The sequence below is a fragment of the Paraburkholderia sp. ZP32-5 genome, from assembly GCF_021390495.1.
Classification (GTDB): Bacteria; Pseudomonadota; Gammaproteobacteria; order Burkholderiales; family Burkholderiaceae; genus Paraburkholderia.
This window is the reverse complement of sequence record NZ_JAJEJP010000001.1, coordinates 2,944,006-2,967,931: the sequence shown is the minus strand read 5'-3', so window position 1 is coordinate 2,967,931 and position 23,926 is coordinate 2,944,006. Positions and strand designations below refer to the sequence as shown.

Below are 23,926 nucleotides of genomic sequence, written 5' to 3'. Positions count from 1 at the left end.
GATGCAGACTTCGCGGTTGAATAAAACGACTATCTGGGGGCGGTTGCCGGCATTTCTGTTCTGCGCAGCCGTGATGTTGTCCGCTACACCGCGGGTCTTTGCACAAGCCGAGGATCCAGCCGCCGCCCATCGTAGCGCGGCGGAACTGCTCGATCGCATTCATCAGGCCGCCCAGCAGCAGAACTACGAGGGCGCGTTTGTCTATCAGCGCGGCGATTTCGTACAGACGTCGCGTATCGCCCATTATTCGACTCACACGGACGGCCAGTTCGAGCAACTCGAGAGTCTCGACGGCAAGCCGCGCAAGATGCTGCGGCACAACGACGATATGTTCACGTTCGTGCCGGAGCGACATCTCGTCGTCGTCGAAAAGCGCCAGAACAAGGACTCTTTCCCCGCGCTGCTGGCGGTGGACGGCGAGCAGGTGTTGTCCGTCTACGAGCCGAAGATGCTCGGCGATGACCGTGTCGCGGGTGTCGATAGCGTCGTGATGGAGCTCGATCCGAAGGACGCATATCGTTTCGCGTACAAGCTGTGGGCCGACAAAAAGACTGGCCTGCTGCTGCGCGCGCAAACCCTCGACCCGAGCGGTCAGGTCCTCGAACAACTGTCTTTTTCACAAGTCCGCATCGGCGTGCCGGTCGACAAGGCTGGCATCGTCAACGGCATTCGCAATCTGGCGGGGTGGACGGTCGTGCACCCGCCGGTTGAGCCGGTGGACATGGCCGCGCAGGGCTGGCAGATCACGCCGTCGGTGCCGGGCTTCCGGATGATCCGCCAGTTGCGCCGCCCGATGGCGTCGCGCGAGGCGGGGCAGCCGCCCATTCCGGTCGATCAGGCGGTATTTTCCGACGGCCTCGCAGCCATTTCGGTATTCGTCGAGCCGGTGGAAAACAATTCGCGCAAGGAAGGCACGGGCAATAGTGGCGCGACGCACGTACTGGTCAAGCGCCAGGGCAACTTCTGGATTACCCTGCTTGGCGAAGTGCCCCAAACCACATTGCAGCAATTTGCGTCTGCCATAGAATACAAAGCTCCGAAGTAACCCTTCCGAATCCTGAAATCCCTCGGCTTGCTACGATATGACGACTTTTTCGGTGCGCAAATTCCTCGCGGCCGTAGTGGTAGCGGCATGTTTGCCGCTTGTGCCGCATATGGCCTCGGCGGCGCCCGCTGCCAATCTGCCCGACTTCACTGATCTCGTCGACAAGGTCGGCCCGGCGGTCGTCAACATTCGCACGACGACGCGCGTGTCGAACGGCGGTGCCCGGGGCGGCTTGCCGCCGGGCATGGACGACGGTGACATGTCGGAGTTTTTCCGCCGCTTCTTCGGCATTCCAATGCCGCAGTCGCCGCAATCCCCGGGGGTGCCGCGTGGCGGCGATAACGGTGGCAGCGGCGGCAGCGGTGGCGGCAGCGGCGGTAGTCAGGACACACCGGACAACAACGATCCCGAGCAGAACAGTGGGGTCGGCTCGGGCTTCATCCTGTCCGCGGACGGCTACGTGATGACCAATGCGCACGTCGTCGACGATGCAGACACCATTTACGTGACGCTGACCGACAAGCGCGAATTCAAGGCGAAGCTGATCGGCGTCGACGACCGCACCGACGTCGCGGTCGTCAAGATCAATGCGTCGAACCTGCCGACCATCACGATCGGCGATTCGAACAAGGTGCGCGTCGGCGAATGGGTCGTGGCGATTGGCTCGCCGTTCGGCCTCGAGAACACGGTGACAGCCGGCATCGTCAGCGCGAAGGGGCGCGACACCGGCGATTATCTGCCGTTCATCCAGACCGACGTGGCCGTCAATCCGGGCAACTCGGGCGGTCCGTTGATCAACATGCAGGGCGAGGTGATCGGCATCAACTCGCAGATCTATAGCCGCACCGGCGGTTTCATGGGCATTTCGTTTGCGATTCCGATCGACGAAGCAATGCGCGTGGCCGATCAGTTGAAGAGTTCGGGCAAGGTGGTGCGCGGTCGGATCGCGGTTGCGATCGGCGAAGTGACAAAAGATGTCGCCGATTCGCTCGGCTTGCCGAAGGCGCAAGGCGCGCTCGTCAGCAGTGTCGAGCCGGGCGGCCCGGCGGATAAGGCTGGCGTGCAGCCTGGCGACATCATCCTGAAGTTCAACGGCCATTCGGTCGACACCGCGACCGACCTGCCACGCATGGTCGGCGATACGAAGCCGGGTACGAAGACGACGCTCACGGTATGGCGCAAGGGCCAGACGCACGAGTTGCCGGTCACGATCGCCGAAATGCAGCCGGACAAGGTGGCGAAGGCCGATCAGAAGAAGCCGCAGGCGCCGAAGCAGCGCGCGACGAATGCGCTCGGCATAGCCGTCAGCGATATTCCGGCCGATCAGCAGAAGGACCTGAAGATCCACAACGGCGTGCAGATCGATGCGGTCGATGGCCCGGCCGTGCGCGTCGGATTGCAGAAGGGTGACATCATTCTGCGGGTCGGCGACACCGATATCACGAGCGCGAAGCAGTTCGACGACGTGACCTCGCATCTCGATCCGCAGAAGATGGTCGCGTTGCTGGTCCGCCGTGGTGACAACACGCAGTTCGTGCCGGTCCGTCCGCGCGCGCCGAAATGACGAAGACGGCATCGCTCACGCTCTACGGGCGCGCGTGGTGCCACCTGTGCGACGACATGCACGCCGCGCTCGAGTCATTGCTGGTCGAGTTCGGCGCGCAACTGACCGTGATCGACGTCGACACCGATCCGCTACTGGAAGCACGTTATAACGAGCTGGTGCCGGTTCTCGTGTGCGACGGCATCGAGTTGTGCCACTACCATCTCGACGAGACGGCGGTGCGTGCGGCACTGGCTGCATACGCATCGCGAGCGGCCACGGCGTCCTGATGTCGTCCGCATCGAATTTCTCGCATCTGCCGCGTTCTCTTTGCGCCCTGCGCCCCGGCTTTGCAAGATGCGCCGGCCGATAGCCTTTTCGGCTAAAATAGATAGGTTTTTCACCTACTTACAAGGCGTGCTCCGCTATTGTCCGGGCGCGCCTTTTCGCTTGATCGGCACTGAATGGATCATATTCGTAACTTCTCGATCATTGCGCACATCGACCATGGCAAGTCGACGCTCGCCGATCGCATCATCCAGATTTGCGGCGGCCTGTCCGACCGCGAAATGGAAGCTCAAGTGCTCGACTCGATGGATCTCGAGCGCGAACGCGGCATCACTATCAAGGCACAAACCGCCGCACTGACGTATCGCGCTCGCGACGGGCGCGTCTATAACCTGAACATGATCGACACGCCGGGCCACGTCGACTTCTCGTACGAAGTCAGTCGCTCGCTGTCGGCGTGCGAAGGCGCGCTGCTCGTCGTCGATGCGAGCCAGGGCGTTGAAGCGCAAACCGTTGCCAACTGCTACACGGCGATCGAACTTGGCGTCGAAGTGGTTCCGGTGCTCAACAAGATCGACCTGCCGGCGGCTAATCCCGAAAACGCGATCGCCGAAATCGAGGACGTGATCGGCATCGACGCGACCGATGCGACCCATTGCAGCGCGAAGACCGGCCTGGGCGTCGAGGACGTGCTGGAAGCGCTGATTGCGAAAGTACCGCCGCCGGAGGGCAATCCGGAAGCGCCGCTGCAAGCACTGATCATCGACTCCTGGTTCGACAACTACGTCGGCGTCGTGATGCTCGTGCGTATCGTCAACGGCACGCTGCGTCCAAAGGACAGGATCCGTCTGATGGCGACCGGCGCGCAATATCCGGTCGAGCACATTGGCGTGTTCACGCCGAAATCGAAGAATCTCGAGGTTTTGTCGGCAGGGCAGGTGGGCTTCATCATCGCCGGCATCAAGGAACTCGCGGCGGCGAAGGTCGGCGACACGGTCACGCTCGTGAACCAGCCGGCCGCCGAGCCGCTGCCGGGCTTCAAGGAAGTGAAACCGCAGGTGTTCGCGGGCCTCTATCCGGTCGAAGCGAACCAGTATGACGCGCTGCGCGACTCGCTCGAAAAGCTGAAGCTGAACGACGCATCGCTGCAATACGAGCCGGAAGTATCACAGGCGCTCGGTTTCGGTTTCCGTTGTGGTTTCCTCGGTCTGTTGCACATGGAAATCGTGCAGGAACGTCTCGAACGCGAATTCGACATGGACCTGATCACCACGGCGCCGACGGTGGTCTACGAAGTCCTGCAGCGCGACGGCACGACGCTGATGGTCGAGAATCCGGCCAAGATGCCGGAGCCGCCGAAGATCGAAGAGGTGCGCGAGCCGATCGTCACCGTGAACCTGTACATGCCGCAGGACTATGTCGGTGCGGTGATCACGCTCTGCACGCAGAAACGCGGCAACCAGATCAACATGCAGTACCACGGCCGTCAGGTTCAGCTCACGTATGAAATCCCGATGGGCGAGGTCGTGCTCGATTTCTTCGATCGTCTGAAGTCGATCTCGCGCGGCTATGCGTCGATGGATTACGAGTTCAAGGAATATCGCGCGTCCGACGTCGTCAAGGTCGACATGCTGATCAACGGCGACAAGGTCGACGCGCTGTCGGTGATCGTGCACCGTTCGCAGAGCCAGTACCGCGGCCGCGAAGTGGCGGCGAAGATGCGCGAACTGATTCCGCGCCAGATGTACGACGTGGCCGTGCAAGCGACGATCGGCTCGAACATCATTGCGCGCGAAAACATTAAAGCGTTGCGTAAGAACGTGCTGGCAAAATGCTACGGCGGTGACATTACGCGTAAGAAGAAGCTGCTCGAAAAGCAGAAGGCAGGCAAGAAGCGAATGAAGCAGGTGGGCTCGGTCGAGATTCCGCAAGAGGCTTTCCTCGCGATTCTGCGTGTCGAAGACAAATAAGCTGAATAACGGAACCCTATGAATTTTGCGCTGATTCTTTTTGTGCTCGTCGTTTTGACGGGCGTCGCATGGGTCGCGGACAAACTGGTTTTCCTGCCGAAACGGCGCCGCGCTGCGGAAGCCGCGGTCGCCGAATTCGACCGTCAACAGGAGCGCGTCGGCGAACGTTTCGCCGATGAGAACGCAGCGCAAACGCGCGCACGTCTGCGCGACGACAAGCTGCGTCAACCGTGGTGGCTCGAATACACGGCGAGCTTTTTCCCGGTGATTCTGGTGGTGTTCGTGGTGCGCTCGTTCGTGGTCGAACCGTTCAAGATTCCTTCGGGCTCGATGGTGCCGACGCTGCTGGTGGGCGATTTCATCCTCGTCAATAAATTCGAATACGGCCTGCGTTTGCCGATCACCAACACCAAGGTCACCGAGGGCCGTCCGGTCCAGCGTGGCGATGTGGTGGTGTTCCGCTATCCGAAGGACGAGTCGGTCGATTACATCAAGCGCGTAATCGGTCTGCCGGGCGACGTGATCGAGTATCAGGACAAGAAACTCACGATCAACGGCAAACCGGTGCCCGAAACACCGCTGCCCGATTACCTCGATGAGGAACGCCTCGGTTACGCGAAGCAGTTTGAGGAAGATATCGACGGTCGCAAGAACGCGATTCTGAATAATCCGGCGGTGCCGCCGTTTATCGTCGGCGCCGAAGATTATCCGTATCGCGACAACTGCACGTACAACGCGCGCGGCGTGATCTGCAAGGTGCCTCCGGGCAACTACTTCATGATGGGCGACAACCGCGATAACAGCGCGGACAGTCGTTACTGGGGTTTTGCGCCGGATCGCAATATCGTTGGCCGCGCATTTTTCGTCTGGATGAACTTCAGCGATTTGGGACGCATTGGCTCATTTCATTGAGTCAGGCGATTGATCGCTTCGTGATTGCTGTACGCACGCCGCGCGCGTCACCGGTATCCGGTCAGATCGCTCGCGGCGTGTTTGTTGGCACGCTACTTTAAGAATTCGCGGTAACGTCGCTTCACCACGCTTTTTCCGCACGCGCCCCGCGTTTCCGCCCGGTCCGGCGCCCGCGTTATACTCTGCCCCATGCCCCTATCTCCGTTGGAAAGCCGTTTGCGCTACGAATTTCGCAATGCGGAATTGTTGCGCCAGGCTTTAACGCACCGCAGTCATAGCTCCACGCATAACGAACGGCTCGAATTTCTCGGCGACTCCGTTCTGAACTGCGCGGTGGCTGCGCTTTTGTTCCAACGTTTCGGCAAACTGGACGAAGGCGACCTGTCCCGCGTGCGCGCCAATCTGGTCAAACAGCAGTCGCTCTACGAAATCGCTCAGGCACTCAATATCTCCGAAGGGCTGCGGCTTGGCGAGGGCGAGCTGCGCAGCGGCGGCTTCCGTCGCCCGTCGATCCTCGCGGATACGCTCGAAGCCGTGCTGGGCGCGATATTCCTCGATGGCGGATTCGAGGCCGCACAGACGGTCATCAAGCGGCTTTACGTCCCGATTCTCGACCACATCGATCCGCGCACGCTCGGTAAGGATGCGAAGACGTTGCTGCAGGAGTATCTGCAAGGTCACAAGATTGCGTTGCCGACTTACACCGTGGTCGCTACCCATGGTGCGGCGCACAATCAGCAGTTCGAAGTCGAATGCACGGTGCCGAAGCTCGACGTGAAGGTATCCGGTTCTGGCGCGAGCCGGCGCGCTGCGGAGCAGGCGGCGGCGAAAAAGGCGCTCGACGAAGTGATGGCCGCTGCGCCAGCGCTGGTCGCAAAGCCGAAGCGTTCGAAGGGCGCGCGCGCCGCGAAAAACGCCGAGCTGGAGTTCGTCCCTGGCGTGACCGGTGTCCAGACCGCGCTCGATTTGCGCACGCCGGAACGGAAGAGCGAGCGCGGCGCGGCGCGCACGGCGGCCACGTCGACCACGGCTGAAGTGCATGTCGACAAGCCGGCTACCGAAAAGCCCGCCGTTGAGAAATCCGTAACCGAGCGCGCCGCGCCGGTTGCAGCGGGCGCGCCGCTGGCGGTGATCCGCGCCGCGCACGTCGAATACAGTGCGCAGGACAAGGCGGAGCGCGCCGACAAGATCGAGCGTGCTGACCGCGCAGTCATCCACGGAAGCGACAAAGCCGCCGAAAAGCCGGCCGACAAGCCCGCGGACCATCCCGCCCCGGACAAAACTCCCGACCTGAAAGCCCAGGCCCAGGCCCAGGCCCCGGCCCCGGCCCCGGCACGCGGCGCGGACCGTCAGCGCAGCCGCGACGCCGCCCCGAACGCCACCGCCGCGCCGGTGACGGCCGCACAGGTCGTGCCGGCGTCGGGGCGCGCCGAACACGAACCCGGCGTTGCCGACGCGGTGCAAACGCGCGTCGCCGATGCGGGCCATTGATTGCCATCGGCGCGCGCATCCCGCGAGCCGAACAAACCTGCTGTAGTCCGAATATGAACGCTCCCACCCCCACTGGTTTTCGCTGCGGCATGGTCGCGATCGTCGGCCGCCCGAACGTCGGCAAATCCACGCTGATGAACGCGCTGGTCGGCCAGAAAGTCAGTATCACGTCGCGCAAGGCGCAGACCACGCGCCATCGCATCACGGGCATCAACACGATCGACGACGCGCAGTACATCTTTGTCGATACGCCCGGTTTCCAGACCAAGCACAGCGGCGCGCTGAATCGTTCGCTCAATCGCGCGGTCACCTCGACGCTGACCTCGGTCGACGCGATTCTGTTCGTGATCGAGGCCGGCCGTTTCGGTCCGGACGATCAGAGAGTGCTCGACCTGATCCCCGCGAAGGTGCCGACGCTGCTGATCGCGAACAAACTCGATCGCGTGTCGGATAAGGACTCGCTGTTCCCGTTCATGCAGCAGATGAGCGCGCTGCGTGAGTTCAACGAGATCGTGCCGCTGTCGGCGAAGAATATCGACGACATCAAGCGCTTGATGGCGACCGTCAAGCCGTTCCTGCCCGAAGGCGAGCCGATCTATGGCGAGGACGATCTGACCGATCGCAGCGAGCGCTTCCTTGCCGCCGAAATCCTGCGCGAAAAAGTGTTCCGCTGGACCGGTGACGAACTGCCGTACACGAGTACCGTGCTGATCGAAAAATTCGAGACCGAGGGGCGTCTGCGCCGCATTTTCGCGACGATTCTCGTCGATCGCGACACCCACAAGGCGATGATCATCGGCCAGAAGGGCGCCAAGCTGAAGCAGATCAGCACCGAGGCACGTCTGGACATGGCGAAGCTGTTCGACGGTCCGGTGTACCTGGAGACCTTCGTCAAGGTGAAGAGCGGCTGGGCCGACAACGAAGCCGGGCTTCGTGCGTATGGGTACGAATGACGCGTGGATGACGCTGAATTCCGACGCTGCGCCGGACGAACCGGAGCAGGAACCGTTGCGGCCCGCGCGTAGCGCGCGGAAATCCACCGCGAAAAATTCATCGGCGGGTACGGCCGCCGTTGCCGCCTCCGACAGCGCGCCACGCAAAACGGCCGCGCGCCGCGCGCCGCGCACTCCGTCATCCGAATACCGGATCAGCGAGCAGCCCGCGTTCGTGCTACATAGCTACCCGTATCGCGAGACCAGTCTGATCATCGACGTGCTGTCGCGCGATCACGGCCGTCTCGCGCTGGTCGCGAAGGGCGCGAAGCGCCCGCACTCCGCGCTGCGCGGCGTGTTGCAGACCTTCCAGCCGCTGTCGCTCGCGTGGTCGGGCAGATCCGAGGTACGCACGCTGACCGGCGCCGAATGGGTCGGCGGCATGCTGCCGCTGGCCGGCGACGCACTGCTGTGCGGCTTTTACGTCAACGAACTGCTGGTCAAATTCTGCGCGCGCGAAGATCCGCATCCGCAACTATTCCATCACTATGTCGTCACGCTGACTCGGCTCGCGCACGACGAACCGCCGGTGCAGGTGCTGCGCTCATTCGAGCGCGTGCTGCTGCGCGAGACCGGTTATGCGATGGCGCTCGATCGCACCGTCGCGCGCAAAGCGGTATCGGCGGAAGGGCGCTATGTGTTCGATCCCGAGCGCGGCGTGCGTGAAGCATCGGACGAATGGCCCGCGCAATGGCCGGTGATATCGGGCCAAACCTTGCTCGATATGGAAAAGGACGATTACCATCGAGCGCAGACCGTCTCGCAAAGCAAAACGCTGATGCGCTTTCTGCTCAACACCTATCTCGGCGGCGCGCCGCTTGCGACCCGTCAGATCCTGATCGACCTGCAGAACCTATGAGCTTCTTTCTTACCTCGCCGACCGTGATCGATCTCGGCGTGAACATCGACCACGTCGCCACGCTGCGCAACGCGCGCGGCACGTCCTATCCCGATCCGATCCGCGCCGCGCTGATGGCCGAGGAGGCCGGCGCCGACGTGATCACGCTGCATCTGCGCGAGGACCGCCGCCATATCGTCGATGCCGACGTGCGCAAACTGCGCCCGTTGTTGAAAACACGCATGAATCTCGAGTGCGCGGTCACGCAGGAAATGCTCGACATCGCGTGCGACGTGCAGCCGCACGATGTCTGCCTCGTGCCGGAAAAGCGTCAGGAACTGACGACCGAAGGCGGTCTCGACGTCGCCGGCCAGTTCGACGCGGTGCGCGCGGCGTGCCGGCAGCTTGCGGACGCCAACTCGCGCGTGTCGCTGTTTATCGACCCCGACGAGGCGCAGATTCGCGCCGCGCATGAGGCCGGCGCGCCGGTGATCGAGTTGCACACCGGCCGCTACGCGGAAGCGCACGATCCCGCCGAACAGCAGCGCGAATATGAGCGCGTCGTGCGCGCAGTCGAATTCGGCGCGACGCTGGGTCTGAAGGTGAACGCGGGTCACGGTCTGCATTACACGAACGTGCAGCAGATCGCCGCGATCGACGGGATCGTCGAACTCAATATCGGTCACGCGATCGTCGCGCACGCGATCTTCGCGGGCTGGGACAACGCGGTGCGCGAGATGAAGGCGATCATGGTCGCCGCCCGTCTCGGCGCGCGTGGCTGAACTGACGATAGGGACGCGCGCATGGCGATCTACGGTATCGGTACCGACGTCGTTCAGGTGAGCCGCGTGGCCGCGGTGATGACGCGCACCAACGGCCGGTTCGCGCAGAAGGTGCTCGGCCCCGACGAACTGCGCGTCTATCACGCGCGGCAGGCCCGCTCGGCGGCGCGCGGCCTCGCGTTTCTGGCGACGCGCTTCTCGGCGAAAGAAGCGTTTTCGAAGGCGATCGGCCTCGGCATGCACTGGCCGATGACCTGGCGTGCGCTGCAAACGCTCAACAAGCCGAGCGGCGAGCCGATGGTGGTCGCCTCCGGCGAACTGGCCGACTGGCTCGCCGCGCGCGGCATCACCGCGCGGGTGACGATCAGCGACGAGCGGGATTACGCGGTGTCGTTCGTGATCGCGGAGACCGCAGAGACCTCTAAGACCGTGCAGCCTGGCGAGGCAGCGGCTTCGTCCGCTGAGTCCGCAGAATCCACGCCCAAGCCGCCGTCCGCACAATCAGCCACCGAATAAAACATTGAACGCGGCGTTGGCTGCCGCGTTTGTCCTCGCCTTAGCGACTTCTTTCCTGCGGAATCCGATGAAAACCACACCCGGACCGGTGATGCTCGACGTGGTCGGCAAAACGCTGAACCGCGATGACCGGCGTCGCCTCGCTCATCCGATGACTGGCGGCGTGATCCTGTTTGCGCGCCACTACGAGAACCGCGCGCAACTGGTCGCGCTGACCGATGCAATCCGCGCGATCCGTCCGGATCTGCTGATCGCCGTCGATCATGAAGGCGGTCGCGTGCAGCGCTTTCGCACCGACGGCTTCACGGTGCTGCCGTCGATGGGCAAGCTCGGCACGTTGTGGGATCACGACGTACTGCAGGCAACCAAGGTCGCGACCGCGGTCGGCTATGTTCTCGCCGCGGAGTTGCGCGCCTGCGGCATCGACATGAGCTTCACGCCGGTGCTCGACCTCGACTACGGACATTCGCAGGTGATCGGCGATCGGGCGTTTCACCGCGACCCGCGCGTGGTTGCGATGCTCGCGAAGAGCCTGAACCACGGCCTCGCGCTCGCGGGCATGAGCAACTGCGGCAAGCACTTTCCGGGGCATGGCTTCGCGCAGGCGGACTCGCATGTCGCGATGCCGGTCGACGAGCGTTCGCTCGACGCGATCCTGCGCGAGGACGTCGCGCCGTACGATTGGCTTGGCTTGTCACTCGGCGCGGTATTGCCCGCGCATGTCGTCTATCCGAAGGTCGATGCGAAACCTGCGGGTTTTTCGCGCGTCTGGCTGCAGGATATTTTGCGCGGCAAGCTCGGTTTCGAAGGCGCGATTTTCAGCGACGATCTGTCGATGGAGGCCGCGCGCCAGGGCGGCACGCTGACCGAAGCCGCGAGCGCCGCGCTTGAAGCCGGCTGCGACATGGTGTTGATCTGCAATCAGCCGCACGAAGCGGAGAAGGTGCTCGATGGGCTGCGCTTCGAGCCGTCGAAGGAATCGCGCCGGCGCCTGAAGCGCATGCGACCGCGCGGCGAAGCGCTCAAATGGGACAAGCTGATGGACGAGGCGAGATATCGGCAAGCGCGGGAACTGATGCGCGGTGCGTTTGCCTAGACGGCTCGCCTGCACCGTTCGCACGAAAAAATGGCGCCTTGAAGCAATTCAGATTCAAGGCGCCATTTTTATTGGCTTCGCTCTTCGATGGTCTTCGAGCTTCGGCGGGCAGCCCACGCTAAGCCCGCAAGGCTCAGTTCAACCGCATGCGCTGCAACTTGTTGTACAGCGTTTTCGGACTGATGCCCAGCAACGATGCCGCGCGATGCCGCGTGCCGCCGACCGCGTCGAGCGTCGCGCGAATCAGCATTTCCTCGACGTCCGCGAGCGGCGTGCCGACCGTTACCTGCACGCGGCTGCCATTCAGATCGCGGCCGTTCGCGGTGCCGGTCTCATCAGCGCGCAACGACTCGAGCACGTCGCCGGACGCCTGATACGCGCGCCGCACGCGCTCCTGCAATTCGCGCACGTTGCCGGGCCAGTCGTAGGTCGCGCATTCGTGCAGGAAATTCGGCGCTGCCTGCTTCGCGGCGTCCGCCGTGCCACGCGCGGCGGCTTCCTGATTCATTTCGTCGACGACTGCCTGCGCGATCAGCACCGCATCGTCCGCGCGTTCGCGCAACGGTGGGAGCGTTATCGCGGCGGCTTCGAGGCGCAGCGCGAGGTCCTGATGCAGGCTGCCTTCCGCGACTGCCGCGCGCGGCGCCTTGCGTGTCGACGCGACGAGCCGGAAGTCGGTCACGACCTGGTTGGTGCCGCCGACCCGCATGAACGTCTGCGAATCGAGCGCGCGCAACAGCGCTTCCTGCTGCGCGCGCGGCAGCTCGGTAATTTCGTTGATGAACAACGTGCCGCCGCTCGCCTGTTCGAAAAGACCCGCCTCGCGCTGCTCGGCGCCGCCGAATGCGCCGCGCTCGTGACCGAACAGCACGCTCTCGAGCGAACGATCGAGCGCACCGGCGCCCGCGTCGCGGCAATCGAACGTGATGAACGGTCCTTTGCGGCGCCGGCTCATGTCGTGCAGCGTGCGCGCGGCAACCTGCTTGCCGGTGCCGGCTTCGCCGGAGATCAGCACGGCGGCTTCGGTCGGCGCCAGATGTTCGATCGTGTCGTACACATGCTGGATGGCGCCGCTGCGGCCGAGCATCGAACCAAAGCGGCCGAGTTGTCGCAGCGATGCGCGCAGTGTCTGCACTTCCTCCGTCAGTTCGTACGGACGTGGAATGCGTGCGAGCAGACTGCGCAGGCGCGGAATATTGACCGGCTTCAGCAGATAGTCCCAGATGCCGTGCCGCAGGCCCTCGATCGCGCTCTCGACCGTCGCGTTGCCGGTCATGACGATCACGGGCAACGCGCCGCCCGGTGGATGCGCGGGCAGATGCTGCAGCAGATCAAGACCGCTGCCGTCCGGCAGATTCAGGTCGACCAGCACGACGTCGGGAATGAAGCGCGTCAGCGCTCCGCGGGCTTCGGCGAGCGTGGTCGCGGTGTCGACGGAGAAGCCGTCGGCCGCGAGAATCGCGGACAGCCCGGAGAGGCTATTAGGATCGTCTTCAACAATCAGTGCGTGTGGCATGGCGAGCGCAATTTTTAGATGGATGAAATGTCCGTGGCGCCGGCAAGCTGGATGATGGCGCGCAGCGCGGACTCTGAGGGGCTCGATAACGGCTCGTTACGGCTGATTCGCCGGCTATTAAGCACGGCGGCCGGCCTGGGCCGCTTCGCGTTGTGCGGGTGGACGCCCGTAGTGCCTCCACGGGTTCGGTCAGAAATCCCGGTTGCTATCGAAAAACCGGCGCACTTCGAGTTCAGCTTCTTCACGGGTTCTGCCATAGCGTTCCTGAATCAGGCCGGCGAGTTTGTCGGCGCGGCCTTCGGCCTTCGTCAGTTCGTCATCTGTCAGTTCACCCCACGCGGCCTTGGCTTTGCCGACGATCTGTTTCCACTTGCCTTCAGCGATGTCGTTGTTCATGGTGCCTCCCGGTTGAGTAATACGCGGTTCTTAGCGTTTCTCATGAGAAGCATGGACTGTGCCAAAAATATTTTCTTAGCCAGATCAATGATTTGCGTTACGCGAGATGCGAAATCGGCGTGTCGCAATGGTAATTTTTTCGAGAAGCGGTCCGGTAAAGTTTTCCTAAACCATACACAAAGGGACAAAAAAGAAAAAGCGCCCAATTTTGGGCGCTTTTTTTTGCGCGCCGGCGGAAAGGCCGACGCTGGGGGCTGATGACGCTAGCTGGCGCTTATGCGCGGCTGCGGTACTCGTGCGTACGCGTATCGATTTCGATCTTGTCGCCGATGTTGCAGAAGAGCGGCACTTGCAGTTCGAAGCCGGTGTTCAGCTTGGCGTTCTTCAGCACCTTGCCCGACGACGTGTCGCCCTTGACGGCCGGTTCCGTGTAGATGATTTCGCGGACCAGCGTGGTCGGCAGTTCGACCGAGATTGCCTTCTCGTTGTAGAACACGACTTCGCAAGCCATGCCGTCTTCGAGATAGTGCAGCGCGTCGCCCATCATTTCGGCTTCGACTTCGTACTGGTTGTAGTCGGCGTCCATGAACACGTACATCGGGTCGGCAAAGTACGAGTAGGTCACTTCCTTGCGCTCGAGCACGACGACGTCGAACTTGTCGTCTGCCTTGTACACGGTTTCCATGCCTGCGCCGGTCAGCAGGTTCTTGAACTTCATCTTGACGACGGCGGAGTTGCGGCCCGACTTGTTGTATTCGGCCTTCTGCACGACCATGGCGTCAGAGCCGATCATCACGACGTTGCCGGTGCGGAGTTCCTGTGCGGTCTTCATAAAACTGTCCTGTACGAGATAAATTGCTTGACTGTTGCTCAACGGCATACGGCGCAAGCGGCTTCGGCGTTTCCCACACCGCTTGCTGCGCACCGCATGAGGCGGTGCTGCCCGGATGCGTGAAACGGAACCGGTTTGCGGAGAAGATCAGGAAGGGCTGCCTACGCAGCCTGACGATGCCCGATCATTCCACCTGCTACCTGCTTCTTACCCTGTGCGGGCGTGTACACGAGTGGCGCCGATTCGCAAACAGACTGCAACATACGTCCCTTTTTTGACATTCGCGTGCCCGACACCAAAGTGTCGTGACTCGCGATGTGTGTTTCCACCTAGGAAGTGATCAGCCGGGCTGACCACATGGCGTTGCCGGAATCGGGCCGCGCTTGCGTCGTCGGCCGTTGGATAACCGCTTATTTTAACTGACTTTTTGCGAATGAGGTCAGATTTCCAGCGAGATCGCCGACTTGCGCAAGCTCGGTCGCCCACTCGGCGGCGCGTTGCTTCAGGGCCGGATAGTGGCGCTGAAATTGCGCCCAGTCCGGCTGGCCCGCGCCGTTCCAGGCGTGCCAGAAACTCTTCAGCGCAGCGCGCGCATCGGCGGGCAGTGTGCGCGTGTAGTGCGCGAGCGCGGCATCAAGCTTCGGCAGATGCGCGTCGTCCGCTTGCGGATAGATGTGCCAGACGAACGGTCTGGCAGCCCATTGGGCGCGCACGAAGGAATCTTCGCCGCGCACGAAATTGACGTCGCTCGCCCACAGCAGCGCGTCGTAGCCGGGCTGCTCGGTAAAAGCCAGAGCATGGGCGCTGAGATTGCCGCGCGTCGCCTGCGTGCCCGCGGCAAACGACGGCAGCCCGAAAAAGCGTGCAAGTGCGCCGGAGATACGTCCTTCCGGCACAAGCAGTACGACGGGGTTTGCGCCGTCGCGCCATTGTTCGAGCAGGCTGTCGACGGCGGGATTTTCGTACGCGAACAGCGACACCACGGTCGCATCGGCGGGAGGGGGCGCACGGCCCGTGGTCTCCAGCCACCAGGCGGCGCGCGCCGTCGCAGAATCTTCGAATGCGGTGCGCGCCGTGTCGAGATTCCGTTCCTTCAGGACGCCACCGGTGCCGGGCCCGAGCCCAGGAAAAAAGAACGTCTTGCTGAGCGGATAACGCGGATGAGGCGACGGCCGCAAGTGGAAATCCGCGACCCAATCTTCGGCGCTCAGATATTCGAGGTTGACCCAGAGTGGCGCGCGCGCTCGCTCGGCCATCGCCGCGATATACACGGGCGGCAGTTCGCAGGCGAATGCCTCGATCACGACGTCGGCGACTTCGAGCGTATCGCCTGCATGAGCCGGTTCGTGCCAGTGTTCGATGACGATGCCGTCGAGCATCTGCCGCGCCCGATCGAGCGCGAGCGATGGGCATAGCTTGCGAAACGCGTGCAGATCGTCGACGAACACGCGCACCTGCCAGCCATGCTCGTTCGTGAGCTGGCGCGCGAGGCGCCAGCAGACGCCGATATCGCCGAAATTATCGATCACCGCGCAAAAGATATCGCAGGCAATCGGAGGCGCGGACGCGGAATTGGCAGAGGCGAGGGTGGACATGACGGTTCGGGCATCCTGGCGGGCTCCGGCGACACGGAGCGGGGTTCGAACCAGCGCGGAATGTTCTAAACTGGCGATTCTAAAGCCTTGCTCGCGATCGCGCGTGCCTGCTTTGCATGAAACGGTAGGAGGCGACGCGAGGCGACACGAACCGATTCAGGCGGCGGCGCGTATGACGCGATGAGCACCCTACGTGTCGTGCCGGCGAACAGGCAAAATACCGCGCAACCTGCGATGCAACAAGCGATCCGGCAGCGACCTGGCGCGACACCGTCCCACCCAATCGACCCCGCATGACCGAACCCGAAGCAACCGACGCCCCCGACGCTTTCGAGCCCAAAAAGGTGCTCGCCCAACTGCCGCACAGGCCGGGCGTCTACCGCTATTACGACACCCATGGCACGGTGCTCTACGTGGGCAAGGCGCGCGATCTGAAGAAGCGCGTATCGAGCTACTTCACGAAGACGCAACTGTCGCCGCGCATCGCGATGATGGTCACGCGCATCGCGCGGATCGAGACGACGGTCACGCGCTCCGAGGCCGAAGCGCTGCTGCTCGAAAACAATCTGATCAAGGCGCTGACGCCGCGTTACAACATCCTGTTTCGCGACGACAAGTCGTATCCGTATCTGAAGCTGACCGGCCACAAGTTTCCGCGCATGGCCTATTACCGCGGTTCGGTCGATCGTAAGAACCAGTATTTCGGGCCGTTTCCGAGCGCGTGGGCGGTGCGCGAAAGCATCCAGATCCTGCAGCGCGTGTTCCAGTTGCGTACCTGCGAAGACTCGGTGTTCAACAACCGTACGCGGCCGTGTCTGTTGCATCAGATCGGCCGCTGCACCGCGCCGTGCGTCGGCAACATCGACGAGGAAGATTACGCGCGCGACGTCGCCAACGCCTCGCGCTTTCTGCTCGGCCGGCAGGGCGAGGTGATGAAGGAACTCGAGCAGAAGATGCATGCGTTCGCGAGCGAGCTGAAGTTCGAGCAGGCCGCGGCGGTGCGCAACCAGATGAGTTCGCTGTCGACGGTGCTGCATCAGCAGGCGATCGAAGTCGGCAGCGACAGCGACGTCGACATTCTCGCGGTGGTCGCGCTGGGCGGACGCGTCTGCGTGAATCTCGCGATGGTGCGCGGCGGGCGACATCTTGGCGACAAGGCGTATTTCCCCGCGCACGTCGAGAGCGCGTTGACCGCTGAGGAAGGCGGGCTCGAAGACGAGGGCGACGAACGGGCACCGGTTGATACGAGCGCAGCCAGCGGTGATGTCGAAGAGGACACCGCGGATGTGGCGTACGCATCGGCCACCATTGTCGACGCGCTTGCGCTCGCCGCGGACATGCCTTCCGAGGACGAGCAAGCGGGCGACGTGGAAGAGGAAGCTGATGCTGACGAGGAAGCCGAAGCTGCCGAAGCAGATAACGCCGACGCTGCTACCGAAGTTGCCGGCACGGATGCTGCGCGTTCAAAGCGCAGCAAAGGCCGCGCATCGGGCGGCATCGAATCCGAAGTGCTCGAAGCGTTCATCGCTCAGCATTACCTTGGCAATCGCGTGCCGCCGGTTCTGGTGGTCAGCCATGCGCCCGCGCGCGAACTCGTCGACGTGCTGATCGAGCAGGCGGGCCACAAGGTGACGGTGTTGCGTCAGCCGCAAGGACAGCGGCGCGCGTGGCTCGCGATGGCCGAGCAGAACGCCCGGCTCGCGCTCGCCCGGCTGCTGTCGGAACAGGGTTCGCAACAGGCCCGCACGCGCGCGTTGACCGACACGCTCAGCATGGAGTGCGAAGACCTCGCGCATCTGCGCATCGAATGCTTCGACATCAGTCACACGATGGGCGAGGCGACCCAGGCGTCGTGCGTCGTGTTTCACCATCACAAGATGCAGTCGGCCGAGTACCGGCGCTACAACATCACCGGCATTACGCCGGGCGACGATTACGCGGCGATGCGTCAGGTGCTCACGCGCCGCTACGAGAAGATGGTCGCGCAAGCCGCCGCGAATGCCGCCGATGAAGCCGCCGAAGCGCAAAGCGACGCGGCCGCGGATCCATCGCTCGCCGCCGATGCCGCCGCGCCTGCCGCGGCGGGTGGTGTGCTGCCGACCATCGTGCTGATCGACGGCGGCAAGGGCCAGGTTGAAATCGCGCGTCAGGTGTTTACGGAGCTCGGACTCGATACCGGCATGCTGGTCGGCGTCGCGAAGGGCGAGGGCCGCAAGGTCGGTCTCGAGACGCTGATTTTCGCCGACGGCCGCGCGCCGCTCGAACTTGGCAAGGAAAGCGCCGCGCTGATGCTGGTCGCGCAGATCCGCGACGAAGCGCACCGCTTCGCGATTACCGGCATGCGCGCGAAGCGCGCCAAAACGCGCCAGACTTCGCGGCTCGAAGAGCTCGAAGGCGTCGGGGCGAAGCGGCGTCAGCGCCTGCTTGCGCGGTTTGGCGGGCTGCGCGGCGTGGTGGCCGCGAGCGTCGAGGATCTGGCGAGCGTCGAAGGCATTTCGCAGGCGCTCGCCGAGCAGATTTACCGGCAATTGCATTGAGCGTGGCGCGGTGCGCGGAGTCGTCTCGCGCGGCCCGGCGCAGTGTCGCGAGCCCACCGCTACGCCCGAGCCGCGTTGCTTGTGACAGGCCTTGTGACACGGCACAATTGCAACTCACTCGTCAGACGCTGCGCCTACCCCATGCCGTTTAATTTCCCGATATTCCTGACCTGGCTGCGGATCGTGCTGATTCCGCTCGTCGTCGGTGTGTTCTATCTGCCCGACATGATGATGAGCCCCGCGCACCGCAACCTCGCAGCCGCGACGATTTTCATTCTGGCTGCGCTCACCGACTGGTTCGACGGCTATCTGGCCCGCAAATGGAATCAGACCTCGGCGTTCGGCGCGTTTCTCGACCCGGTTGCCGACAAGCTGATGGTAACGGCGGCGCTGCTCGTGCTGGTGCAACTCACGCGCATCGATTCGGCGATCGCACTCGTAATCGTGGGGCGCGAAATCGCGATCTCGGCGTTGCGCGAATGGATGGCGCAGATCGGCGCGTCGAAGAGCGTCGCGGTGAATTCGCTCGGCAAGTTCAAAACCGCGTGCCAGATGATTGCGATTCCGATGTTGCTGTTCTACGGTCCGTTGCCGCTTGGCGGCGCTCTAACGGTCGATACGCGCGTGTGGGGCTTATGGCTCATCTACCTGGCCGCGTTCCTGACGATCTGGTCGATGCTCTATTACATGAAGCTCGCGTGGCCGCAGATTCGTGAGCGCGGCGGCATCGCGTGAAGGTGTGAAGAGCGAGTATCCAGAGCGGGGAAGTGCGCTCGGACCCCATCGAAATTGGAGAGAAATATTTCTATAAAAAGAGAGGGGCAAAGGGGCTTGACACGTTTCAGCCGCTTCTCCATAATCTCGTTTCTCCGATGCACGCAACGCGAAACACCGGAAGCAGTAATAAGGCAGTAGCAGTAAATGCAGTTCAATGCGGGAGTAGCTCAGTTGGTAGAGCGCAACCTTGCCAAGGTTGAGGTCGCGAGTTCGAGCCTCGTCTCCCGCTCCAGTTTTTAAAGCATTGCGTTGTTTGGCGAAGTAGAAAATGCAGCGCAGTGTGAAGCAGTTCAATGCGGGAGTAGCTCAGTTGGTAGAGCGCAACCTTGCCAAGGTTGAGGTCGCGAGTTCGAGCCTCGTCTCCCGCTCCATACATCAGGGGAAGCAACGCTTCCCTTTTTGTTTGGAAGGCCGGTCGTTCTGATCTTTACAGAGCTTCGGTTCTTCTGGTTTCCACCAGATAAATCTGTGAATCGGTGTTTAGATTCCAGTCCGCTTGCGGCGCGATAGCAAAGCGGTTATGCAGCGGCCTGCAAAGCCGTTTAGGCCGGTTCGACTCCGGCTCGCGCCTCCAGTCGTTGATGTAAAGAAAAGCCCCGACTTGTCGGGGCTTTTCTTTTTTCTTTCTGATTTCATCCCAATCAGAAGTTGATCGCGGATTTGATCGATTGAACAGCGGCGTTGTTCAGCACGTAGTAATTGTCTTGAGGCGTGCCGCCGCCGAGCGGTGCGATCTGCAGCGTCGTGCCGTCCTTGATGACATAGCCCGCATAGATGCCCCCGTTGTACTGGAAGTAGACGCGATAGTCGGTGGTGGGCCCATTGAGCGGGGTGTTGGACACCCATGCGCGCACACCGGCCAGCGTCACGATCTGTCCATCGGTGAGCTGATACGTCTTGTTGTCCGTCGTGCTTGCGTACGGGAAGAGGCTCTCAAGCGTCGAGATCGTTGCCGAACAGGGCGTCGGATTGTTACTCGTCGTGGCGGGTGCGGTGCAGTCGTAGGTGAACAACTCGTCTCCAACCACGTGCCTGACGACCTTCACGTAGGCCGATCCCGATTCCCAATTCGCCTGTTTGTTATACAGCGGCTGGCCGTTGAGCGTATTCGTCAGCGCTCCTATCGCGCTATTCGTAAAGAGTTCGGACGGAGAGGCTGAAATCAGGCCGCTGAGTTGCACAACGCTGTAACTGGTGCCGAGTACCGTGCGGACCACGGTCTTGCCATCGGTAGCCAGATAGTCGATTTGTACGTTGGGTCCCGTGTAACTAACCTGAGCTTGTCCCGGTATACCGCCGCCATAGATCGCGCCGTTGATGACGAAGCGATCCTGCACGCTCGCCGGCGCTTTTAGTGTCGATGACAGGGATGTGAGCGTCTCGGTCAAAGTTTGTGTGCCATTTGCCGGGCTCTGAGGGATGCTCGAATCCTCGCTGAAAAAACGGCTGTCAGTGCCGATGCTCACGGTGTTCGTCGACAATGTCGTGAACGTGAAGCTGGATTCGAGAAAGTGCAGTCCACCGTTTGACGCTAGTGCAAAGCTCTCGTAGTTCTTCTGCGCATCGCTCAGATTTGCGGTGGCAGCCGCAGATCCCGAGCCACTCGACGAACCTCCTCCGCCACATGCCGACAATAAAAATGCGCTCGCCGCAAACAGAGCGGCATGTCTATTTACCATTTGCCTTTTATATTCTTTCATTTGCATTTTATTTTCTTTCGGATTTATTTGATGATTATTAAATGCCACTGAATTCCGCGTGGGGTGGCGCTATTCTAGCGTTGCTCGTGTAAAGTGCCGGTCAACCGAGTATCTTTTTAAAGACTCATCATCGAGTATTCTGCCTAATTGCCGTTATTATTTATTCGCTACGCATCAGCGCTGCATTCACTATGAAAACAATCAGAACAGCCGCCACTCTGTTGAGTCTCGGTTTGCCTTTCGCGGCCATCGCGCAATCGGCACCGGCTCCCGACGTCAAGACCGGAGATTCCTGGACGTACACGATGACGACCGAGAAAGGACCGTCGGGATGGACTCAGACGCACGATCAGCTGACGGTGCTGCGCACGACGTCGTCGCACATTTACTACGAATCGAAGACGGCGGGTTCGACGCAGGCGCCGAAGGAACTCATCGCCGGCGCGGACTGGAGCCGCGAGCGCAGCGTGAACGGCACGGAAACGGTCGTGAATCGGCCGTTGGCGTTTCCGTTGTCGCCGGGCAAGACGTGGAATATCGATTACACCGAGCAGCATCCGAACCCGATGTTCGCCTCGCAGAAATGGAACTCGCAGTATCGGGTGACAGGAACGGAAGCCGTCGAGGTGCCGGCGGGAAAATTCCAGGCAATCAAGATCGAGGCCGAGGGCGACTGGCTCGCGCAGGCCGAGCCGCGGCAGACGGTCACGCAGGCCGCACAGGTCGAGCAGGGCGACACCACGATAATCACGCATGCACAGAAAACCGGTCCTGTTCCGACGACCGGGCGCACGTATAAGGCGTTCTGGTATGTGCCGGAAGTTGGCCGATGGGTTAAATCGGTGGAAGAATATTACGGCAGTAATGGAGTGCGAAATGCACGCTATACGACGGAACTCGAATCGTTCAAGAAGGGCGGTCAATAAACCGGTTATCGGCATTTGATACGTCGACGGATTTTCAGGCGTATCGCTATTTGCGAATCGTCCTATTGTTTTAATCTGTTTGCCGCGCTTTCGAGCGGGTTCGTGACAAAGAAAACGATTGCGGATCGAGCGGCGCGACTTGATGCATTCGCGCGCCGCACTCGAACCGGGCGATAAAATCACTGCATCCTCATCGCCCGTTTTCACCGAAACCGCATGTACCTGCAACTCACCGGCACACAGATTCGCCTGCTCGGCTCGATGCATCTCTTTCCCGCGACGAGCCGCCGCACGCCGCCGTGGGTCGCCGAAGCCTATGACTGGGCCGACGCGCTGATCTTCGAATCCGATCCGGCGACTATCCTGCCGTTTCTGAAAGCCGACGCGCCACCTCGCGCCGCGCAATTGCAGCCGTTGATGAGCGCGGATGCATGGACGCAACTACGCACGCTCTGGCCCGCCGAAGGCCCGCTCGCGCCGCTCGATGATCTGCGCCCGTGGGCCGCGCTGATCTGCGCGCCGACGCTGCTACAGCAGGTCGTCGAAGGCGTCGAGCCGCGTATGCTGCGCTCCGCGAACGCCGAGGCCAAGCCCTATCGATATCTGGAGACCGCGCCGGCGGTGGCTGCCGCGCTGGCGTCAATTCCGCTCGACGCATTGGCTGCCGCACTCGCACTGCTGATGACCGATCACAGCGAGCCGCAGCGCACGCTCGAACTGATGCACGCGGCGTGGCTGGAAGGCGACCTGCACGCGGTGCAGCGCATCGCCGCCGAATCGCCGATGTTCAATCTGCCCGGCATCCGTCAAGCGGTACTGGATGTGCGCAATCGCGCGCGGGCAGCGCGGCTCGAAAGCCTGCTCGACACGGCCGAGCGCACGCTCGTGGTCGTCGGCGCGTTGCATCTGTGCGGCCCCGGCAATCTGATCGAATGTCTCGCGCGACCTGTCGAACCGGTGTACTGAGCACGCGCGCAAAACAACCCGCCGGCTTACGTTTTTAAAACATCGACGCCTCGCTACAGCCGCGCGCTCCAGCCGCACGCTAGCCATTTCACCGATTCCGCATCCCGCTATGTGGCTATAAACTAAGCGCTCACCACTCCAATCACTGACGCCATCGCGGAACATCCCATGCTCGTGCCACCGATGCCCTGCAACGAAAGCGCCCGTCTCGATGCACTCCACGCGCTGCATATTCTCGACACGTCGCCGGAGGAGCGCTTCGATCGTCTGACCCGCCTCGCGCGGCGGATCTTCAGCGTGCCGATTGCGGTCGTGAGCCTCGTCGATGCGAACCGGCAGTGGTTCAAATCATGCATTGGACTCGAGACGAGCGAAACACCGCGCGACGTGTCGTTTTGCGCGCACGCGATTCTCGGCGACGAAATTCTGATGGTGCCCGATACGTTCGCCGACGAGCGGTTCCGTGACAATCCATTGGTGACTGGCGAACCGAACATCCGTTTCTATGCGGGCTGTCCGCTGACGATTACGAACGGCGGCAAGGCAGGCACGCTGTGTCTGATCGACGTGAAGCCGCGCGTGCTCGATGCCGAGGAGCGCGCATTGCTGCACGATCTCGCGCGCATGGCCGAACAGGAACTGACCGCGGTCCAGCTTGCCACGCTCGATGACCTCACGCTGCTGTCGAACCGGCGTGGTTTCGAAGCGCTCGCGCAGCACGCGCTGAGCGTCTGCAAGCGGATGGGCAAGCCGGCGTCGCTGCTGTTCTTCGATCTGAACGACTTCAAACAGATCAACGACAACCTGGGTCATGCGGAGGGCGACCGTGCATTGCAGAGCTTCGCCGAGGTTTTGCGTACCGCGCTGCGCGAAAGCGATGTGATCGGCCGCCTCGGTGGCGACGAATTCGTCGCGTTGCTGAGCGGCGCGAGCAACACGGAAACGCAGGAAGTGACGCAGCGTCTCGCGCAATTGCTCGATGAGCGCAATGACGAGACAGCGCGCGGCTATCAGATCCGCTTCAGCGTAGGGCAGGTGTCGTACGAGCCGGCGCGGCATGGCTCGGTCGCCGAGCTGCTCGCGGCCGCCGACGCGGCGATGTACAGCCATAAACAGGCGTCGAAGGCGCGTTCGGCGCGGCATAGCTGACGCGTAGCTGGGTGGCGGCTCAGTAGCGGCTGAGTGGCGGCTGTTCGCGCGATGTCCGC

At 62.2% G+C, this 23,926-nt stretch carries 21 protein-coding genes and 3 tRNA genes; 19 read left to right on the top strand and 5 right to left on the bottom strand.

All coding sequences use genetic code 11. The features are described 5' to 3' along the window. The first annotated feature begins 1 nt into the window (after position 1). The 11 genes from L0U82_RS12625 to nagZ all read left to right on the top strand — a co-directional run bounded on the left by L0U82_RS12625 (position 2) and on the right by nagZ (position 11,473). Complete coding sequence (locus L0U82_RS12625) at positions 2 to 1,045, top strand: MucB/RseB C-terminal domain-containing protein (RefSeq protein WP_233831448.1); 1,044 nt, start codon at positions 2 to 4, stop codon at positions 1,043 to 1,045. Positions 1,046 to 1,082: 37 nt separating this feature from the next. Then, on the top strand, positions 1,083 to 2,609 hold the full coding sequence (locus L0U82_RS12620; RefSeq protein ID WP_233831447.1) for a DegQ family serine endoprotease: 1,527 nt from the start codon (positions 1,083 to 1,085) through the stop codon (positions 2,607 to 2,609). Continuing rightward, on the top strand, positions 2,606 to 2,878 hold the full coding sequence (locus L0U82_RS12615) for a glutaredoxin family protein (RefSeq protein WP_233831446.1): 273 nt from the start codon (positions 2,606 to 2,608) through the stop codon (positions 2,876 to 2,878). The genes L0U82_RS12620 and L0U82_RS12615 overlap by 4 nt, the downstream gene beginning before the upstream one ends. Positions 2,879 to 3,052: 174 nt before the next feature. Beyond that, positions 3,053 to 4,846 (top strand): translation elongation factor 4, encoded by a 1,794-nt coding sequence (gene lepA, locus L0U82_RS12610; RefSeq protein WP_233831445.1) that lies wholly within the window; start codon positions 3,053 to 3,055, stop codon positions 4,844 to 4,846. Between the two features lie 18 nt (positions 4,847 to 4,864). Continuing rightward, entirely contained in the window at positions 4,865 to 5,758 is an 894-nt protein-coding gene (gene lepB / locus L0U82_RS12605; RefSeq protein WP_233831444.1) for a signal peptidase I, read from the top strand. Positions 5,759 to 5,947: 189 nt separating this feature from the next. Further along, positions 5,948 to 7,249, top strand: a complete 1,302-nt coding sequence (rnc, locus tag L0U82_RS12600) for a ribonuclease III (RefSeq protein WP_233831442.1) — start codon at positions 5,948 to 5,950, stop codon at positions 7,247 to 7,249. Between the two features lie 53 nt (positions 7,250 to 7,302). Further along, on the top strand, positions 7,303 to 8,202 hold the full coding sequence (gene era, locus L0U82_RS12595) for a GTPase Era (RefSeq protein WP_233831440.1): 900 nt from the start codon (positions 7,303 to 7,305) through the stop codon (positions 8,200 to 8,202). Continuing rightward, positions 8,189 to 9,100 (top strand): DNA repair protein RecO, encoded by a 912-nt coding sequence (gene recO, locus L0U82_RS12590; protein ID WP_233831438.1) that lies wholly within the window; start codon positions 8,189 to 8,191, stop codon positions 9,098 to 9,100. Before era ends, recO begins: the two co-directional genes overlap by 14 nt. Continuing rightward, complete coding sequence (pdxJ, locus tag L0U82_RS12585; RefSeq protein WP_233831436.1) at positions 9,097 to 9,861, top strand: pyridoxine 5'-phosphate synthase; 765 nt, start codon at positions 9,097 to 9,099, stop codon at positions 9,859 to 9,861. The genes recO and pdxJ overlap by 4 nt, the downstream gene beginning before the upstream one ends. Positions 9,862 to 9,882: 21 nt before the next feature. Next, the gene (gene acpS / locus L0U82_RS12580) at positions 9,883 to 10,377 is read left to right on the top strand and encodes a holo-ACP synthase (protein ID WP_233831434.1); all 495 of its coding nucleotides are present in this window, start codon (positions 9,883 to 9,885) and stop codon (positions 10,375 to 10,377) included. A gap of 67 nt (positions 10,378 to 10,444) precedes the next feature. Continuing rightward, a complete protein-coding gene (nagZ, locus tag L0U82_RS12575; protein WP_233831432.1) occupies positions 10,445 to 11,473 on the top strand; it encodes a beta-N-acetylhexosaminidase in 1,029 nt (342 codons plus the stop codon). Between the two features lie 133 nt (positions 11,474 to 11,606). On the opposite strand, the gene L0U82_RS12570 is transcribed toward nagZ, so the two are convergent. The 4 genes from L0U82_RS12570 to earP all read right to left on the bottom strand — a co-directional run bounded on the left by L0U82_RS12570 (position 11,607) and on the right by earP (position 15,812). Then, positions 11,607 to 12,989 carry a sigma-54-dependent transcriptional regulator gene (locus L0U82_RS12570; protein ID WP_233831430.1) on the bottom strand — a complete coding sequence of 461 codons (1,383 nt, stop codon included), beginning with the start codon at positions 12,987 to 12,989 and terminating at the stop codon, positions 11,607 to 11,609. 189 nt (positions 12,990 to 13,178) lie between these two features. Further along, a complete protein-coding gene (locus L0U82_RS12565) occupies positions 13,179 to 13,385 on the bottom strand; it encodes a CsbD family protein (RefSeq protein WP_233831428.1) in 207 nt (68 codons plus the stop codon). Between the two features lie 274 nt (positions 13,386 to 13,659). Next, complete coding sequence (gene efp / locus L0U82_RS12560) at positions 13,660 to 14,217, bottom strand: elongation factor P (RefSeq protein WP_233831427.1); 558 nt, start codon at positions 14,215 to 14,217, stop codon at positions 13,660 to 13,662. 410 nt (positions 14,218 to 14,627) lie between these two features. Then, positions 14,628 to 15,812 (bottom strand): elongation factor P maturation arginine rhamnosyltransferase EarP, encoded by a 1,185-nt coding sequence (earP, locus tag L0U82_RS12555; RefSeq protein WP_233831426.1) that lies wholly within the window; start codon positions 15,810 to 15,812, stop codon positions 14,628 to 14,630. A gap of 293 nt (positions 15,813 to 16,105) precedes the next feature. Here earP and uvrC point away from each other — a divergent pair, with 293 nt between their 5' ends. From uvrC to L0U82_RS12530, 5 genes are all read left to right on the top strand, one after another. Then, positions 16,106 to 18,349, top strand: coding sequence for an excinuclease ABC subunit UvrC (gene uvrC / locus L0U82_RS12550; RefSeq protein ID WP_233831425.1), 2,244 nt, complete (start codon positions 16,106 to 16,108; stop codon positions 18,347 to 18,349). A 141-nt stretch (positions 18,350 to 18,490) separates the two neighbouring features. Continuing rightward, on the top strand, positions 18,491 to 19,084 hold the full coding sequence (gene pgsA / locus L0U82_RS12545; protein WP_233831424.1) for a CDP-diacylglycerol--glycerol-3-phosphate 3-phosphatidyltransferase: 594 nt from the start codon (positions 18,491 to 18,493) through the stop codon (positions 19,082 to 19,084). 198 nt (positions 19,085 to 19,282) lie between these two features. After that, a tRNA-Gly gene (locus L0U82_RS12540) sits at positions 19,283 to 19,358 on the top strand. Positions 19,359 to 19,421: 63 nt separating this feature from the next. Next, positions 19,422 to 19,497, top strand: a tRNA-Gly gene (locus L0U82_RS12535). Between the two features lie 129 nt (positions 19,498 to 19,626). Continuing rightward, positions 19,627 to 19,700, top strand: a tRNA-Cys gene (locus L0U82_RS12530). Positions 19,701 to 19,767: 67 nt separating this feature from the next. On the opposite strand, the gene L0U82_RS12525 is transcribed toward L0U82_RS12530, so the two are convergent. Further along, positions 19,768 to 20,832, bottom strand: coding sequence for a hypothetical protein (locus L0U82_RS12525; RefSeq protein ID WP_233831423.1), 1,065 nt, complete (start codon positions 20,830 to 20,832; stop codon positions 19,768 to 19,770). Positions 20,833 to 21,017: 185 nt separating this feature from the next. Here L0U82_RS12525 and L0U82_RS12520 point away from each other — a divergent pair, with 185 nt between their 5' ends. The 3 genes from L0U82_RS12520 (at position 21,018) to L0U82_RS12510 (ending at position 23,867) form a co-directional block, all read left to right on the top strand. Beyond that, on the top strand, positions 21,018 to 21,752 hold the full coding sequence (locus tag L0U82_RS12520; protein WP_233831422.1) for a hypothetical protein: 735 nt from the start codon (positions 21,018 to 21,020) through the stop codon (positions 21,750 to 21,752). A 216-nt stretch (positions 21,753 to 21,968) separates the two neighbouring features. After that, entirely contained in the window at positions 21,969 to 22,718 is a 750-nt protein-coding gene (locus L0U82_RS12515; RefSeq protein WP_233831421.1) for a TraB/GumN family protein, read from the top strand. Between the two features lie 168 nt (positions 22,719 to 22,886). Next, positions 22,887 to 23,867 carry a sensor domain-containing diguanylate cyclase gene (locus L0U82_RS12510; protein WP_233831420.1) on the top strand — a complete coding sequence of 327 codons (981 nt, stop codon included), beginning with the start codon at positions 22,887 to 22,889 and terminating at the stop codon, positions 23,865 to 23,867. Positions 23,868 to 23,926 lie beyond the last annotated feature (59 nt).